Genomic DNA, 15,397 nt, shown 5'->3' with positions numbered 1-15,397 from the left:
CAAAGCGGTCGATTTATGAAGATTGACAGGTTTGATTAGCCGTATTTGCTTCCAGATTTACAATCGCAGACATTCCAACTGCTATTTTCTCCAAGCCTTGTTGTTTTGGATCAAAACTGATTTTTACAGGGAAACGGCGCACAATTTTAGTAAAATTACCCGTCGCGTTATCTGGTGGCAATAATGCCAGTTCTGCACCACTGCTACGAGAAATACTATCAATTTTTCCACAAAAACGTCGATGTGGGATGGCATCCAGACGGAATTCAACCAAATCACCCGCAGTCAGTTTAGACAACTGCGTTTCTTTTAAATTGGCCTCAATCCACAGTTGGCTGATTGGTGCCACCACAATCAGATTTTTACCGACACTCACAAACTCACCTTCACGGACTTTACGTGACACCACGGTGCCTTCACGTGGGGCAATTAATCGGGTGGCAGCCAAATTATGTTGGGCCTGCGTCAGATTTGCTTTCGCTGCGACCAGAGATGCTTTTAATGATTCGTTTTGGGCTTTGAGCACCTCAATATTCTGCTGTGCTTCCTTAATTTTAATATTGGAAACGTTGACTCCCGTTGCCTGACTGACGGTATCTTCAACAGCACGATCATATTCACTTTTGCTCATCCCCCCAATCGCCGCAAGTTGTTGGGTTCGCTGCAAATGGTTTTCAGCTCGAACTTGAGCTGCTTTGGAGACCGCAATTTCGGCTCTTGAAATCGCAACCTGATCTTGCGCCAGTTTAATTTTTTCCTGCATTTCATGCTGACTGGCTTCAATCTCCAGAATCTTGGCCTGAGCCTGATCCACTGCGGACTGATAGTCCGTTGCATCAATTTCTGCCAACACCTGACCGGCCTGTATATGCTGGTTGTCTGCGACATTGACCTTGGTCACATAGCCACTGACTTTATTGGAAATATAGGTCAAATCACCTTTGACATAGGCATTGTCCGAGGACTGCGAATTTTTACTGACACTCCAGTAAAAATAAAGAAAATAAACCGCAGCAAACAAGGCGAACATGACCACTAAAGCAATCACAACACGCACCCACGGACGAAACGGTCTTTTGGATTGAATAGTTTCTGTCGTCATGATTCGATCTCGGCAAAATTAATGCATGGCTTTACTGTATGGAAATATCCAGACACAAGCAGATGCGATGAATAATATAAAAAATATCAGTAAAAAAGCGTCATTGTAGGACATTGCAAAGGCCTGAATCCTGATATGCTGATTCAATTGTGCATAGCTCACTGCATTTAAAGCAGTCGGATCGCTAAAAGCCGCATTTAAGCCCTGACGAATACTGTCCAGTGTGGAAAGCGTTTGTTCATCCTGTAAATGAATGTTCTCTCCCATCATGGCAGAATGTAATTTTTCCCGTTCATTAATAAAATGATTGAGCACACCAATCCCACCGACCAATCCAATCACGCGTGCATAATTAAAACCAATCCCACAAGTCGGTCCTTCGGCTGGAATAATGTCATACAGCACCAGATGCAAGGTCGCCAATGAAAATAAACCCTGTCCCAAACCTGCCACAAAAATCGGCCATAAAAAATCATGAATGGCCCATTGTGATGTCGAAAAACTACAGTACAACGAGCTAAATGCCAAAATACCCAAAGCCAATGACATGATCATGCGCTGGTCAATACGTGGGCTCAAATAATAAGCCAGCATCACGCCAATAAACGTGCCGACTGAAAAAGGCCATAACACTTCTGCAATCTGTTCAATGCGAAAACCGGAAAGCTGAATTAAAAACTGAGGAATAACCCAGATAATGAACAGCGAACCAAATCGGAAAATCACTTGAAAGATCAGGGCAAAACTAAACGGCTTATAAAACAGGGACAGCTTAAACAAGGCGGCATCATGTTTCATAAAATGATAAATCGCAACACCCAGAAACACGAAACCAGTCAAAAAGCTGGCAGTAATCCACCATGCTTCAAACCAGAAATGTCGCTCGCCTTCAGAGAGAGCCATTACAATCAGACCTAAACCTACAGAAATCAGGACATAACCGACCCAGTCAAACAACTGAAAAGCTTCGGGTCGAATCGGATCTTCTTTAAACAAAAAGTTGGCCAGAATGACATAAGCCACAATGCCCAGTGCAGGAATAATAAATAACAAATGCCAGTTTTCACTGTATAAAAACAAACTCCCCAGCCATGCAGAAACGCCAATACCAATGGCCGTTGCCAAGGCAAAATAGGTTAAACCACGGGTTCGTATTAAGCCTGCTGGATGGGTAGAAAATAGAATAATGAACATTAAAATCGGCAACATGCCTGCAAAAAAACCATGCATGACCCGAAGAAATAAAACCACTGAAAAATTGTGGATAGTGACAATCAGCAATGAACTGACAATAAAGCCTAGTCCTGCAATAATCATGGCACGTCGCCGACCAAAAGCACCAGATAAAAGAAATGCCATCGGCAATCCTAAAATCTGTCCCACATTATATAAGGTTACAATCCAGCCCACTTCCTGAGACGTCACGGCAAAGGCACCCGCAATGTCCTGTTGAGCAAAAATAATCGACAAAGGAAAAGTGCTGCTGACGATCGCGCCAAACGCAGCGATGGTCATAGCCATGACTCGTTGCATTTTTACTGAATCAGGCATGTTTTGTCCTTTATTTTTTACTCAGGATAAAATACAAAGATCATGAAAAATTCAAGGTGATATTCAATCCACATTCATTGAATCGGCATGAAATTTGTATTTGAATGAAGGATAAATCGTGTTTTAAACCTATTCTAAATGTTTTTCGAACCACAATTTAAATATTCATCGCAAAAGATCGTTTTATTATTGAGATAATGCCTGAATTTTTGTGCTTACTCTGCATACAGTGTATATCTTAAAATTTAAACATCCAGTAAAAAACCCGCTAAGGATTTACCTAGCGGGTTTGATTGTTCTCTTTGCAAGTCTATTCTGAAAGATCCATACACAGATATTTCATTTCCAAATACTCTTCAATGCCATGCTGAGAACCTTCACGTCCCAGTCCTGATTGTTTCACACCACCAAACGGCGCAACTTCTGTGGAAATAATCCCAGTATTGACACCGACCATGCCATATTCTAACGCTTCACCCACACGCCACTGACGGGCCGCATTTTGGGTAAAGAGATAGGCAGCCAAGCCAAACTCTGTATCATTGGCCATGTCGATGGCTTCTTGTTCAGTTTCAAACTTAAACAGCGCAGCCAATGGACCAAATGTTTCTTCTTTGGCAACACGCATGTGTTGCGTCACATCCGTCAGCACGGTTGGCTCAAAGAAAGTCGCTCCTTGTGCTAAAACATGCCCTCCAGTCTGAATAGTTGCGCCTTTGGCAATTGCATCATCAATATGCGATTGCACTTTGGCCACAGCATCTACATCAATCAGTGGACCTTGAGTCGTCCCTTCTTCACGACCATCCCCCACTTTAAGGGCCTTGACCGCATCTACCAGCTTGGCTGTAAGTGCTTGATAAATGCCTGATTGCACATAAATTCGATTGGCACAAACGCAGGTTTGACCACTATTACGAAATTTACTTGCCATAATACCGTGTACGGCCTGATCCAGATTCGCATCATCAAACACCAAAACTGGAGCATTTCCGCCCAATTCGAGTGATAGCTTTTTAATAGTCGGTGCACATTGCTGCATTAAAATCCGCCCGACTTGAGTTGAGCCAGTGAAACTTAATTTGCGCACCACATCACTTTCACAAAGGGTCTGTCCCACTTCGACGGCATCCCCACTGATATTGATCAATAAATCCGGTGGTAGTCCTGCTTGTAATGCTAAAACTTCCAGCGCATAGGCAGTGAGAGGCGTTTGCTCCGCAGGTTTGACCAACATACTACACCCCACAGCCAAAGCTGGAGCGGCTTTACGTGTAATCATCGCAGCAGGAAAATTCCATGGCGTAATTGCTGCGGTGACACCAATCGCCTGTTTAAGCACCACCAAACGTTGTTGAGCAGAGACTGGGGTCAGCACTTCACCATCAACACGACGTGCCTGTTCAGCAAACCAGCGAATAAATGAAGCGGCATAGTTGATCTCGCCGCGTGCTTCTGCAAGTGGTTTGCCTTGTTCAGCCGTCAGAATTTGTGCCAAGTCTTCTTTATGCTTTAGCATGAGTTGATACCATGCCAACAAAATATCCGCTCGATGCAACGCTGTATGTGCTTTCCATGACCGCTGCGCTTGTGCAGAACGCTGAATGGCAGCTTCAACCGCAACACGATCATGGCTTTTTACCCATGCCAATGTCTTGCCTGTAGCGGCATCCAATACTTCTATTGCATGATCAGATGGATCAACAAAAGAAATATCGGGATGCTGAAGCAAATATTGTAAATTTTCCTGAATCATATTGCTCTTATCCAACCGCTTGCGTGATATCGTGTTTATTTAAGCTTAAAATTGACTGTTTTAAAATGTTGAGGCCTTGTTGAAATTGCTCAGCAGGAATCGTTAATGGATACAAAAAACGAATCACATTGGCATGCTTACCGCAGGTTAACAGTAGTAAGCCATTTTGCATTGCATCATTTTGCACTCGTTTGGCTTGTTCAGCCGTTTCCAGTTCAACTGCAACCATTGAACCCAATGCGCGAATATCGGTAATGCATTGATCGGTGCAATCACGTAACTCTTTTAACATCGCCACCAGCTCTTGACCTAATAGATCGGCACGCTCACACAGCTTTTCTTCTTCAATTGCATCAATGACCGCATGCGCTGCTGCAATTGACAACGGATTACCCGCATAAGTACCGCCCAAGCCTCCAGCTGTCGGAGCATCCATCACCTCAGCACGTCCAACGACGCCAGAAATAGGGAAGCCGCCCCCCAAACTTTTTGCCATGGTAATCAAGTCTGCTTTGGTCTCAAAATGGTCCATGGCATAGATGCGTCCAGTACGTGCAAATCCAGTCTGAACTTCATCGGCAATTAACAAAATACCGTGTTTATCACATACCGCACGTAAACGCTTTAGGAAATCCGCAGGCACTACATTAAAGCCACCCTCACCTTGTACAGGCTCAAGGACAATCGCGGCAACATCATGTGCTGCAATATCTTCACTAAAGATCTCATCAATGCTGATCATGGCAGCATCGACACTGATACCATGTAATGCGCTTGGATAACGTGCATGGAACACCCCAGCAGGCATTACGCCAAATTCACGTTTGTAGGGGGCTGTTTTTCCTGTCATGGCCATGGTCATAAATGAGCGACCATGAAAACTATTACCGAAGGTAATGACCCCATGTCGACCAGTATAACAACGGGCAATTTTGATGGCATTTTCGACAGCTTCTGCACCTGTGGTAAAAAATGCAGTTTTGGCTGGCCCTGCAATGGGTGCCAATTGATTAATTCGCTCTGCAAGGGTGATATAGCTCTCATAAGGAGAGACTTGATAGGCTGTATGAGTAAACTTTTCTAGCTGTGCCTTCACCGCTGCCAATACTTTTGGGTGGCGATGACCTGTGTTGAGTACCGCAATCCCCCCTGCGAAATCGATATAAGCATTGCCTTGCTGGTCCCAAATGGTGGCATTTTCTGCTTTTTCCACGTACCAGTCACATAGAACGCCGACACCACGAGGTGTAGCTTGCTGCTTACGCTCATTTAGTTCACAATTTTGCATATCCATTCTTCTTTCCTCTTTGAGTATTTGTGCTAACACCTATAGCTTTAGTCTGAGCATTGCTTTCATCATTTTCGGGATGCGATACAATCATTGCCATGACTGTAATTTCGCGCGTCTTGCCTCAACTGGCGAGAGCCACTTTTTAATTCTAGGAGAGAGCCAATTGCGCAAACTGTTGGGTGATCATGTGTTACAACGCTTGCAACAGGACACGGAAGGAAAGCTTCATCAACGGTTATGCCGTTGTTTACGAGCTGCCATTATTGAAGGGGTAGTTCAGCCTAAAACTCGCTTACCGGCTTCACGCGATTTAGCCAAAGAAATTCAGGTCTCTCGCAACACGGTACTTTCAGCCTATGAACAGTTACAGGCAGAAGGTTATTTGGAAGCACGCACGGGTCAAGGCACATGGGTCAGTGAACAATTACCAGAGGTGTTTTTAAATACCGCTCAGGAGAAACAACTGCGTCCTCTGAGCCGATCTAAGCAAAGTGTTGAGTTATCGCTACGGGGTTCTCAATTAATTGGTCATGCCTCCGCATCGCCCCATCAATGGGGGGCTTTTGTACCGGGGGTACCTGATGTCACGGAGTTTCCACATCATATTTTCAGTCGTATTCAAACCCGTTTAAGTCGTGAACCCGATTACCAACATCTCATTTATAGCAGTGCAGGTGGCAGTAGCGAATTAAGAAGCGCACTGACAGATTATTTACGGGTGGCGCGCTCGGTACAATGTGATACCGACCAGATCATTATTACCGAAGGTATCCATCAGGCTATTGATTTAGTCTCACGCGCCTTAAGTGATATTGGAGATCGTGTCTGGATTGAAGATCCAGCCTACTGGGGGATGCGCAATACCTTAAGAATCAATGGACTGGATATTCATGCCTTGCCCGTCGATCAGGATGGTATTATTCCGCAGTTAACCCCCAACCAACCACCGAAACTGATTTTTGTAACACCCTCACATCAATATCCCTTAGGCTCTCACTTAAGTCTGGCACGTCGCAAACAACTCTTAAAAATTGCCCGAACATATAAGAGCTGGATTGTAGAAGATGATTATGACAGTGAATTTCGTTTTTCAGGACAGCCTTATCCCTCTTTACAAGGTTTAGAAATCGATGCACCTGTGATTTATATGGGGACTTTTAGTAAAACCATTTATCCTGCTTTAAGAATTGGTTATCTGGTCGTGCCTAAAGCATTAATTCACTCTTTTCGGATATTAGCGACCGAGCTGTATCGAGGTGGACATCTGATTGAACAAAAAGCTTTGGCCGAATTTATCCGCGAAGGACATTATGAAGCGCATATTCGACGCATGCGTTTACTCTATGCCAAACGTCGTGCATATTTGGTGGAGTTGATTGAACGCTATCTGGGGCAGGATTTTTTACACGAATTTAATGATACCGCAGGGTTACATCTGGTCATGAAATTGCCGCAGCATTGTGATGATGTTGCGGTGAGTTCACTTGCGCTGGAACGGGGGGTCAAAGTTCGACCGCTCTCACAATACTACATGCAATCGCATGCACACGCGCAACGTGGTTTATTAATTGGGTTTGCCTGCGTCAATGAAAAAGATATGTTGATGGCCTTTGGCACCTTATTACAATGCCTCAAAGAAAACGGGCTGTGACCGATGTACTCAAATGTTCAGGATGAATAAGTCAAAACCTATTTCATCCTGAACACAGGGCTTAATCTAATGTTGAATCAGGTCTTAAACTTGTTCTGGACACGCCCTTTCCCAGATTCACCTTATGGACAATGCCACCGACAGCCACAATCAATAATGCCAATAAAGAGGTATACATCACTTCTTTAAAATATGTGCCTTCAATCAGCATGACCAGCAGTGAACCAATAATCACCACAATGACTGCATAGGTAATCCATGGAAAACACCACATTTTAAAATCAATTTTTCGACCTTCGGCCTCATATTTTTTTCGCATTTTTAATTGAGAAAATGCGATGACCAAATAAACATATAGTGCAACGGTACCCGTCGCCATCATTAACACGTCGTAGACATTCATGCTTTCTGTTGCAGTTAAATACACTGCAACCAGCGCAAATAAACTTGAAAACAAAACCCCAGCCCACGGGCTACCTTTACGATTGGTCAATCCAAAACTTTTGGGTGCATCACCGCGACCAGACAATGAATACAACATGCGTGAGCAAGTATATAATGCTGAATTAAAACAGCTACATACTGAGGTTAATACCACAAAATTGACCAAATGACGTGCTTCAGGAATGCCTAATGCAGTTAATGTAACGCTGTAGGTTCCCCATGTTGGATCTTTTAATAATGGATTATTATGTGGAATCAAACACACGGTAATCAGCATGGAACCGACATAAAACAGTAAAATTCGCCAGACTACGGAATTAGAGGCCTTACAGATTTCTTTTTCAGGACTTTTCGCTTCCGCCGCTGCAACAGTCACAATTTCCGCACCCACATAGGCAAACATCACCCCTAACAATGCCGTCACTACAGGCGCAATTCCATTGGGCATAAAAGGCTGATCCAGCAGATAATTGACATTGCCTTGCGCAGAAATATCACCCCATGGCCACAAATGGAAAATTGCCAGACTTCCTACCACCATAAACATGACTATAGCGACCACTTTAATCAGGGCAAACCAGAACTCAAATTCACCGTAGTTCTTCACATCTTGCAGATTGACCCAAATTAAAGACACAATCACCAGTAACATGTATGCCCAGATCGGGATAAAGGGAAACCAGTTATGCAGGATTTTACCAGCAACATATGCTTCCCAACCCATCAGTAGCGTCCAGAAGCACCAGTACAGCCATCCAATTGAAAAACCAGCCCAGCGACCAATTGCCCGATCTGCATAACTTGAGAATGAACCACTATCAGGGTTGAGTACTGCCATCTCGCCCAACATTCGCATGATGAACAACACCAGTAATCCGCCCAATGCATAAGCCAGAATTACCGCAGGGCCAGCAGCATAGATGACATTGCCTGAACCCACAAACAATGCACCGCCAATTACGCCTGCGATTGAAATCATGGTCAAATGCCTCGATTTCAAGCCAGTTTTTAAGCCATTTGAGGATGTTTGCCCAGATGTATTTTTATATACCGCCATATCCTTTTCCTATCATTGAGTCCGCCATCCACACAGTCAACAACCATGTGGATGAACTTGCTCAGTGAACCGCCTGTTATCATGAATTTAGAAAAATCATGACCACCATGCGCTCACCTTTGTATTTCCGTATGCATACTTCTTATGGTTCTAATGTGTGCTTTCGGCTGCGAATAAACGAGAGCCACTTTTTGTATTGAGCAAAGAGCCAATTTTGGATTTCAGGCACTGTTTAAGTGCGCATCATGCTTTATTCATATGTTATTTTTTATTTTTTAGCTTAAAAATGAATGACTTATATTAAAAAAACACTTCAATTGCATTGCAATATAGCCAAAAATTGGCTCCTATAAATTTTTTGGCCTGAATGTTTAAATGTTAAAAAAAAGCCTTTCTGATTTAGAAAGGCTCTCTTTATTGCATGCATTTACCACAGATTAGAACGGTAAATCATCATCTAAATCGGATGGAGCGGGTGCAGAAGGGGCTTTGGGTGCAAAACCGCCCGGATTATTATTGCTGCTATTGCCATAACCACCTTGATTAAAACCTGTGTTTTGACCATAACCTGCTTGTTGTGGCGCGTTATTATTAAAACGAGGCTGATTAAAATCATTACCGCCACCCATCGGCTGATCGCCTTGCTGACGTGAATCCAGCATTTGCATTTGTTCGCCACGGATTTCGGTGGTGTAACGTTCCTGACCGTTTTGATCGGTCCACTGACGTGTACGCAACGAGCCTTCAATATATACTTTTGAACCTTTGCGCAAATATTGCTGTGCAATTTCACCCAAACGGTTATGTAGCACAATCCGATGCCACTCAGTTTGCTCTTTACGTTCGCCTGTATTTTTATCTGTCCACGATTCACTGGTCGCAATAGAAAATTGTGTTAAAGACCCCCCATTTGGAAAGGTTTTTGTTTCTGGATCACGTCCTAAAATACCGACTAAAATAACTTTATTCACACCACGCATTAGCTGATTTCTTCCTATATATTTCTGTGTTTTACTTTATAAGAGTTATGCTCAAATGGCTACCTCTGAACCAATCAAGTGCGTTAAATGTTGTCGCCCAGTTTCATCAATCACCTGTTTATCGACTTTAATATACGCCACTCGTTGCTCAGTCATCACCACGACTTCTTCAATACCACGAATTGCCAATAGTTTTGAAGTCCATTCATCTGTTTGTTTTATTTCAGGTAATGGCAGCACAATCGAAGACAAATAACGCGGTTGTGCCAGACCAAAACTGACCAGCAACCAGATCATAGCAATGCCAGCCAGAATACTCCATCCCAACGCAGTATTATGTAACATTAAAAGCTGACCACCTAGAATTCCACCGCAAAATGCGCCCAGAAACTGACTGCTGGCATTAATGCCCATTGCAGTGGCTTTGGATTGAATCGGTGCAGATTTGGACAACCATGATGGTAGTAATGCTTCCATCACGTTAAATGCAATAAAGAAAAAGCCTAAACCTGCCAGTAATACATATTTAGATTCATAACCAAAAATTAAAATGATGAGACCAGCAATAATGCCTGAAATTGCAATCAAAAATATGCCGCGCATTTTGCGATATTTTTCCGCCACAATAATGCTTGGAAAAGCAAAAAACAGACTAAGCACCAACAAAGGCAAATACACCAGACCATGTTTTGCTAATGGAATATCTGCGAACTCAATCAGTTGCGATGGGATATAAATAAACATCGCGGTGAGCAATAAATGCAAGGCAAACACAGACACGTGCAAACGGTTTAAATCACCCATTTGTAAGACCTGTTTCAGCTGCGCGAGATAACCTTGCTCAAAGTTACGATGATGTCGCGTGACTTTGGGTACCAGTAGCAACATTAAAATCGCTGCCAAGCCCATGATTGTAGTCACCCAGAACAGTCCAGAAATACCGACCAAGCTGGTCAGCCACGGCCCGAGACTAAACGCAACCATAAAAGACAGCCCAATACTCATGCCCATGACGGCCATGGCTTGACTGCGTTGTTCTTCGCGGGTCACATCTGCCAATAATGCCATCACTACCGCAGACACAGCACCTGCGCCAGCCACAGCTCGACCCAAAATGACGCCATAAATGCTGTCTGAGCTTGCAGCGATGGCACCACCCAGTGCAAACAAAATCAAGCCTAAAACCACCAACGGTTTACGGCTAAAACGATCTGCCAATAGGCTAAATGGAATTTGTAAAATTGCCTGACTTAAGCCATAAATACCGACAGCTAGACCAATTAATGCTGGAGTTGCGTATTGATAAGACTGCCCTGCTACCGAAAACACGGGAATAATCATGAACAATCCCAACATTCGCAAGGCAAAAATACTGCTTAATGCAAAAGTTGAGCGACGTTCTATAGCATTCATCATCTTAATACGCTGAGTTTTAACCTGTACAAATTATAGGGTATTCACACCAAAACTGCGCTATATTCCTTCGATTTCTTCTGAACATAAAACAAAACAGGGTGTAAAAACACCCTGATAATGTAGCCATTCAGACTGAAGATTTGCTTAACTGAGTTGTCGTTTACGGTATTGAATGGAAGCAAAAACTGCCCAAACAATAAATGCCACACCAATTAAACCTGTCACGACTTCAGGCACATGCACACCTGTACCACTGGCCAGCATGATAAACGCCAGTGCCCCAATCGCGTAATGTGCCCCATGTTCAAGGAAAATATAGGCATCCAATGTGCCTTTTTCGACAAGATAAATGGTCATGGAACGTACAAAAATTGCACCGATGGCGAGACCCAACATAATAATGACCACATCACTGGTAATGGCAAATGCCCCAATCACCCCATCAAAACTAAATGACGCATCTAATACTTCAAGGTATAAAAAACCACCAAAACCGGCTTTAACCACGCCTGTCACCGCGCCATTTTCATCGTGTTTGACCGCATTGCCCTCTTCATCTACTTCAGGTTCACCGCCCAACAAATGACTCAAAACCTGTACGCCAATGTAAATGACTAAGCCCCAAATCCCCGCCATGGTGACCACCAGACGTTTTTCATCGGGCACATTGGCAGACATAATTAACATGGCAATTAACGCGATAAAGACCGACATGGCCGGCACATTGGCCAGATGTGAAAGTTTTGACTCTAACCATCTAAACCAGTGTGTATCTTTGCCATCGTCAAAGAAAAAGTTTAAAAACACCATCAGCAGGAACGTACCACCAAAAGCAGCAATTTCAGCATGATGCTCCATTAAACGTTGCGAATACGTCGCAGGGTCATTCAATGCCATTTGCACGACTTCGAGCATGCCCATATTGGCGGTGACCGCCACAATCACAATCGGAAAAATTAAGCGCATTCCGAAAACGGCAATTAAAATACCTACCGTTAAAAAGATCATTTTCCAGAAATGATCCCAATTACGTAACACCGAAGCATTGACCACTGCATTATCAAAAGACAAAGACACTTCCATGACCGCCAAGATCGCAGTAATGGTCAAGGCTTTAAACATGGTGGAAATGCCTGCCTCGGGCCCATGGGTATAGCCCCAGTACGCCGATAAAGCCAAACAAATCACAGTAAAAAAAATGGAAAAACGGAAATGCTTCATGAGCGCCCTGAATCAAAAATATTAAAATTAGGATTTCGCTGCATATTATGCGCGTTTTAGGCATGTTTGCAGATGACTTTTATCATTTTTTAATAAAATTTTAAGGCAAAATTAATCAACCCACCCTGCGGCTACGCATGACAAAATTTTGTTATAGTCTGGGCGGATGATTTTTAGAATATAGAGCAAAAACACATGAATTTTACCCAAGAACTGTGGCAAAACAATATTGAACTTTATCAAAAAACTTTAAATTTGCCGTTTAATCAGGAGCTTGCCGCAGGGACTTTATCTGCTGATGCTTTTTGTCATTATGTGATTCAGGACGCACATTATTTACTGGCCTATGGCCGTGCTTTGGCAGTCGCCGCAGCAAAAGCGTTTGATGCGGATGATGTGATTCAATTTGCTGAAGCCGCCAAAATTGCCATTATTGTTGAACGCAGTCTGCACAATGACTTTATGCAGCATTTTGACATTAGCAAACAGCAATTTGACACCACGCCATTAACCCTTGCCTGTCATCACTATACGTCATTTTTAACCGCCACAGCTTGGTCTGAAAGTTATCCTGTGGTTTTAGCTGCTTTATTGCCTTGTTTCTGGATTTATGCAGAAGTAGGACAGGACATTGTGAGTAAATCTGTAGCGAATAATCCATATCAGGCGTGGATTGATACCTATTCAGGAGAGGAGTTTCATAGTGCAGTACGCAATGTAATTAGCACTGTCGATAAAGTCGCTGCCCGTTGTGACGAAGACACCAAAGCCAAAATGCATGCCGCTTATAGCATGGGTGCAAAACTCGAATGGCTGTTTTGGGACAGTGCTTATGAACAGCGACAATGGATGGGACTCAGTGATTGACCTAAATCAATCAAACTAAAACCCATCATAAAAATATAAGCGCAGTCTACTGGATGATGATCAAGACAATCATTCCAGATTAATTATCCAGTAGTTGCTCAAAACCCGATCCTGTTTTGGAAAAATGAACTTCGGTAATATGATAATCTGCCACTTGCTGAAAAGGATCTTGCTGCAAAATTTGTTCTAACTGTTCAAGTGGCATGCTTTTGACCAAAATCACACAGCCCGTACGAGGTTGTTTTTGCCCTGCACTGATAAAAACACCTTCTGCAAAATAGCGATCTAACCAGTCAATATGTGGCTGGATCAAGGCATCAACCTCATCGAGGGATTTTATATAATTTAAACTGACAATAAATATTGGATTTTTACCTCACGCCTTAAGCAGAATAAAAAGACGTCCAGCCATATAATAAAATGGCCGCAGCCAATACCCATGCCAATGTTGCAAAACTTAAGCACATCCCAATCGAGACCCGATCTGCAAGGTAATACACCACCCCTAGATAAACCGCATAGGGAATCAGTGACCATAATCCAAATAGCGCCGTTTTGCGTAAGGCTTCAGCACCTTGCTGCCCAAATACAATCACATGCGCAATTAGCGCAAAAGTTGGAAATAAAGGCACTAAACCTGCAATGTAAAAAGATCGACTTTTGGACAACAGCGAAATCAGCAATACCACTGCTGCACCCAAAGTGCATTTAAAGAATAAACCAAGCATAACCACGATAACAGATCGACAATGACACTGAACTTACTCTCTTTCACGACAAATGAGAAGTTGATTATTTTCCCCATCCACCTTTGATTGGGAAGCTGTTCAAATGATCCTTTACAAATTTGGCTTGCAATTTCGCATCAGTTCAAGCATGCTTATTTGATAATGATTATTATTTACTTTGCTTCAGTATTGATAGCACGTTGCAGTGGGAGAATATAATGCTGATAGAAACTCAAGGTAGTGAAGCAATGAACGCCATGATTACATTGCGGCAGTGCTGGTTTGCAAATCAAGAAATTTACATCAATCAAGGTTGCTTACATTGTGGTTCGGCAGCGACTTACCTGATCTACTTTACCAATCGCAATATTCAAAAATTAATGCTGGATTTTATTGCTAAATATAATTGTAATCATCCCAAACGCATTGATTTAATGGATCTTGAGCATTTTGAACAAGACTACGAACAGTTATTGTCGCAATTGGAAGCTCAAGTGATTCATTATTCTTTTTCACAGCACAATCAACCGAAACGTATTGCTTTTGAACAGGTCGAATCTATTTTTGAACGTGATGTTGCGATGGCCTGTTAATTTCCTAATGATCATATAACAACCAGAAAAAAGTTCCACTTGACTCCAAATGCACAACATGAGTTGTGCTTTTTTTATGAGATCTCAATCAGTTTCTTTTATCACTATTTTAAAGTTACTTTAGTTTTCTCTCTGGAGATGTCGAAATAAAAACAAGCGATCAAGCAAACCTGACTTTTACTGCAATATTAAAGTAAATGAATCACCATCAAGGTCAATAAAGCAGGGACTGCCTGTATAAAAATAATTTTAAGACTTGCGGTCAATCCGCCATAAATTCCTGCGACTAAAACACAGCCTAAAAAGAATGTTGCTAAAGACATGGCATACTGTGCTGGCGCAAATAGTGACCAAAACAACCCTGCGGCAAGAAAACCATTATATAAACCCTGATTTTGTGCCAAAACTTTGGTGAGTTGTGCTTTTTCCAAGGTATTGCCAAATGCCTTAAGCCCTAAAGTTTTGTCCCATAAAAACATTTCCAGCACCAAAATATACACATGTAACAATGCGATCAGAGTGATCAGTATTTTGGCCAACATGATGATGATCCTATTTTTGGTCAAGTTCAATTTTAGAACTTAAAAATATAGCTGAAATTAAACCAGATGACTAAGATTTTTAAAGCCATCTATCTTTTCAATAGTCCGACACAAATTGACGCATAAAATGGTAAATTTCATGCTTGAACATTTTTCATGCGCTATCATATATACCTTTTTAAAATTCGTTTAGGATCA

General features: G+C 42.5%; 14 protein-coding genes. 3 read left to right on the top strand and 11 right to left on the bottom strand.

Going from position 1 to position 15,397, the window contains the following annotated elements; genetic code table 11:
- Positions 1 to 13: 13 nt before the first annotated feature.
- The 4 genes from E0D95_RS11855 to gabT form a co-directional block, all read right to left on the bottom strand.
- Positions 14 to 1,102, bottom strand: coding sequence for an HlyD family secretion protein (locus E0D95_RS11855; protein WP_130803996.1), 1,089 nt, complete (start codon positions 1,100 to 1,102; stop codon positions 14 to 16).
- 18 nt (positions 1,103 to 1,120) lie between these two features.
- Complete coding sequence (locus tag E0D95_RS11850; protein WP_130803995.1) at positions 1,121 to 2,653, bottom strand: MFS transporter; 1,533 nt, start codon at positions 2,651 to 2,653, stop codon at positions 1,121 to 1,123.
- 310 nt (positions 2,654 to 2,963) lie between these two features.
- Complete coding sequence (locus E0D95_RS11845; RefSeq protein ID WP_130803994.1) at positions 2,964 to 4,409, bottom strand: NAD-dependent succinate-semialdehyde dehydrogenase; 1,446 nt, start codon at positions 4,407 to 4,409, stop codon at positions 2,964 to 2,966.
- A 7-nt stretch (positions 4,410 to 4,416) separates the two neighbouring features.
- The gene (gene gabT, locus E0D95_RS11840; protein ID WP_130803993.1) at positions 4,417 to 5,703 is read right to left on the bottom strand and encodes a 4-aminobutyrate--2-oxoglutarate transaminase; all 1,287 of its coding nucleotides are present in this window, start codon (positions 5,701 to 5,703) and stop codon (positions 4,417 to 4,419) included.
- A 160-nt stretch (positions 5,704 to 5,863) separates the two neighbouring features.
- Between gabT and E0D95_RS11835 the strand changes: the two genes are divergently transcribed.
- The gene (locus E0D95_RS11835; RefSeq protein WP_213073703.1) at positions 5,864 to 7,351 is read left to right on the top strand and encodes a MocR-like pyridoxine biosynthesis transcription factor PdxR; all 1,488 of its coding nucleotides are present in this window, start codon (positions 5,864 to 5,866) and stop codon (positions 7,349 to 7,351) included.
- Positions 7,352 to 7,412: 61 nt separating this feature from the next.
- Here E0D95_RS11835 and E0D95_RS11830 read toward each other — a convergent pair whose 3' ends face one another.
- The 4 genes from E0D95_RS11830 to E0D95_RS11815 form a co-directional block, all read right to left on the bottom strand.
- The gene (locus E0D95_RS11830; protein WP_130803991.1) at positions 7,413 to 8,852 is read right to left on the bottom strand and encodes an amino acid permease; all 1,440 of its coding nucleotides are present in this window, start codon (positions 8,850 to 8,852) and stop codon (positions 7,413 to 7,415) included.
- A 437-nt stretch (positions 8,853 to 9,289) separates the two neighbouring features.
- Positions 9,290 to 9,832 carry a single-stranded DNA-binding protein gene (ssb, locus tag E0D95_RS11825; protein ID WP_130803990.1) on the bottom strand — a complete coding sequence of 181 codons (543 nt, stop codon included), beginning with the start codon at positions 9,830 to 9,832 and terminating at the stop codon, positions 9,290 to 9,292.
- 51 nt (positions 9,833 to 9,883) lie between these two features.
- On the bottom strand, positions 9,884 to 11,248 hold the full coding sequence (locus E0D95_RS11820) for an MFS transporter (RefSeq protein WP_130803989.1): 1,365 nt from the start codon (positions 11,246 to 11,248) through the stop codon (positions 9,884 to 9,886).
- Positions 11,249 to 11,392: 144 nt separating this feature from the next.
- A complete protein-coding gene (locus tag E0D95_RS11815; protein ID WP_130803988.1) occupies positions 11,393 to 12,469 on the bottom strand; it encodes a DUF475 domain-containing protein in 1,077 nt (358 codons plus the stop codon).
- A gap of 195 nt (positions 12,470 to 12,664) precedes the next feature.
- Between E0D95_RS11815 and tenA the strand changes: the two genes are divergently transcribed.
- Positions 12,665 to 13,336 (top strand): thiaminase II, encoded by a 672-nt coding sequence (tenA, locus tag E0D95_RS11810; protein ID WP_130803987.1) that lies wholly within the window; start codon positions 12,665 to 12,667, stop codon positions 13,334 to 13,336.
- Positions 13,337 to 13,415: 79 nt separating this feature from the next.
- Here the strand turns inward: tenA and E0D95_RS11805 are convergent, their stop codons facing one another.
- Complete coding sequence (locus tag E0D95_RS11805; protein WP_228258899.1) at positions 13,416 to 13,676, bottom strand: YciI family protein; 261 nt, start codon at positions 13,674 to 13,676, stop codon at positions 13,416 to 13,418.
- A 43-nt stretch (positions 13,677 to 13,719) separates the two neighbouring features.
- Positions 13,720 to 14,064 (bottom strand): GlpM family protein, encoded by a 345-nt coding sequence (locus E0D95_RS11800; RefSeq protein ID WP_130804900.1) that lies wholly within the window; start codon positions 14,062 to 14,064, stop codon positions 13,720 to 13,722.
- Between the two features lie 218 nt (positions 14,065 to 14,282).
- Here E0D95_RS11800 and E0D95_RS11795 point away from each other — a divergent pair, with 218 nt between their 5' ends.
- Positions 14,283 to 14,657, top strand: a complete 375-nt coding sequence (locus E0D95_RS11795; RefSeq protein ID WP_130803985.1) for a hypothetical protein — start codon at positions 14,283 to 14,285, stop codon at positions 14,655 to 14,657.
- Between the two features lie 188 nt (positions 14,658 to 14,845).
- On the opposite strand, the gene E0D95_RS11790 is transcribed toward E0D95_RS11795, so the two are convergent.
- Positions 14,846 to 15,199 (bottom strand): DUF1304 domain-containing protein, encoded by a 354-nt coding sequence (locus tag E0D95_RS11790; RefSeq protein ID WP_130803984.1) that lies wholly within the window; start codon positions 15,197 to 15,199, stop codon positions 14,846 to 14,848.
- Positions 15,200 to 15,397: the final 198 nt, after the last annotated feature.

This window comes from Acinetobacter ihumii (genome assembly GCF_900625095.1).
Classification (GTDB): domain Bacteria; phylum Pseudomonadota; class Gammaproteobacteria; order Pseudomonadales; family Moraxellaceae; genus Acinetobacter; species Acinetobacter ihumii.
Note: the sequence above shows the minus strand (reverse complement) of the source record. Positions and strands in the feature narration are given on the sequence as shown.

Excerpts from the sequence above, each read along its gene's own strand:
- E0D95_RS11855 (WP_130803996.1), bottom strand. The coding sequence starts at position 1,102 with ATGACGACAGAAACTATTCAATCCAAAAGACCGTTTCGTCCGTGGGTG.
- E0D95_RS11850 (WP_130803995.1), bottom strand. The coding sequence starts at position 2,653 with ATGCCTGATTCAGTAAAAATGCAACGAGTCATGGCTATGACCATCGCT.
- E0D95_RS11845 (WP_130803994.1), bottom strand. The coding sequence starts at position 4,409 with ATGATTCAGGAAAATTTACAATATTTGCTTCAGCATCCCGATATTTCT.
- gabT (WP_130803993.1), bottom strand. The coding sequence starts at position 5,703 with ATGGATATGCAAAATTGTGAACTAAATGAGCGTAAGCAGCAAGCTACA.
- E0D95_RS11830 (WP_130803991.1), bottom strand. The coding sequence starts at position 8,852 with ATGGCGGTATATAAAAATACATCTGGGCAAACATCCTCAAATGGCTTA.
- ssb (WP_130803990.1), bottom strand. The coding sequence starts at position 9,832 with ATGCGTGGTGTGAATAAAGTTATTTTAGTCGGTATTTTAGGACGTGAT.
- E0D95_RS11820 (WP_130803989.1), bottom strand. The coding sequence starts at position 11,248 with ATGATGAATGCTATAGAACGTCGCTCAACTTTTGCATTAAGCAGTATT.
- E0D95_RS11815 (WP_130803988.1), bottom strand. The coding sequence starts at position 12,469 with ATGAAGCATTTCCGTTTTTCCATTTTTTTTACTGTGATTTGTTTGGCT.
- tenA (WP_130803987.1), top strand. The coding sequence starts at position 12,665 with ATGAATTTTACCCAAGAACTGTGGCAAAACAATATTGAACTTTATCAA.
- E0D95_RS11800 (WP_130804900.1), bottom strand. The coding sequence starts at position 14,064 with ATGCTTGGTTTATTCTTTAAATGCACTTTGGGTGCAGCAGTGGTATTG.
- E0D95_RS11795 (WP_130803985.1), top strand. The coding sequence starts at position 14,283 with ATGCTGATAGAAACTCAAGGTAGTGAAGCAATGAACGCCATGATTACA.
- E0D95_RS11790 (WP_130803984.1), bottom strand. The coding sequence starts at position 15,199 with ATGTTGGCCAAAATACTGATCACTCTGATCGCATTGTTACATGTGTAT.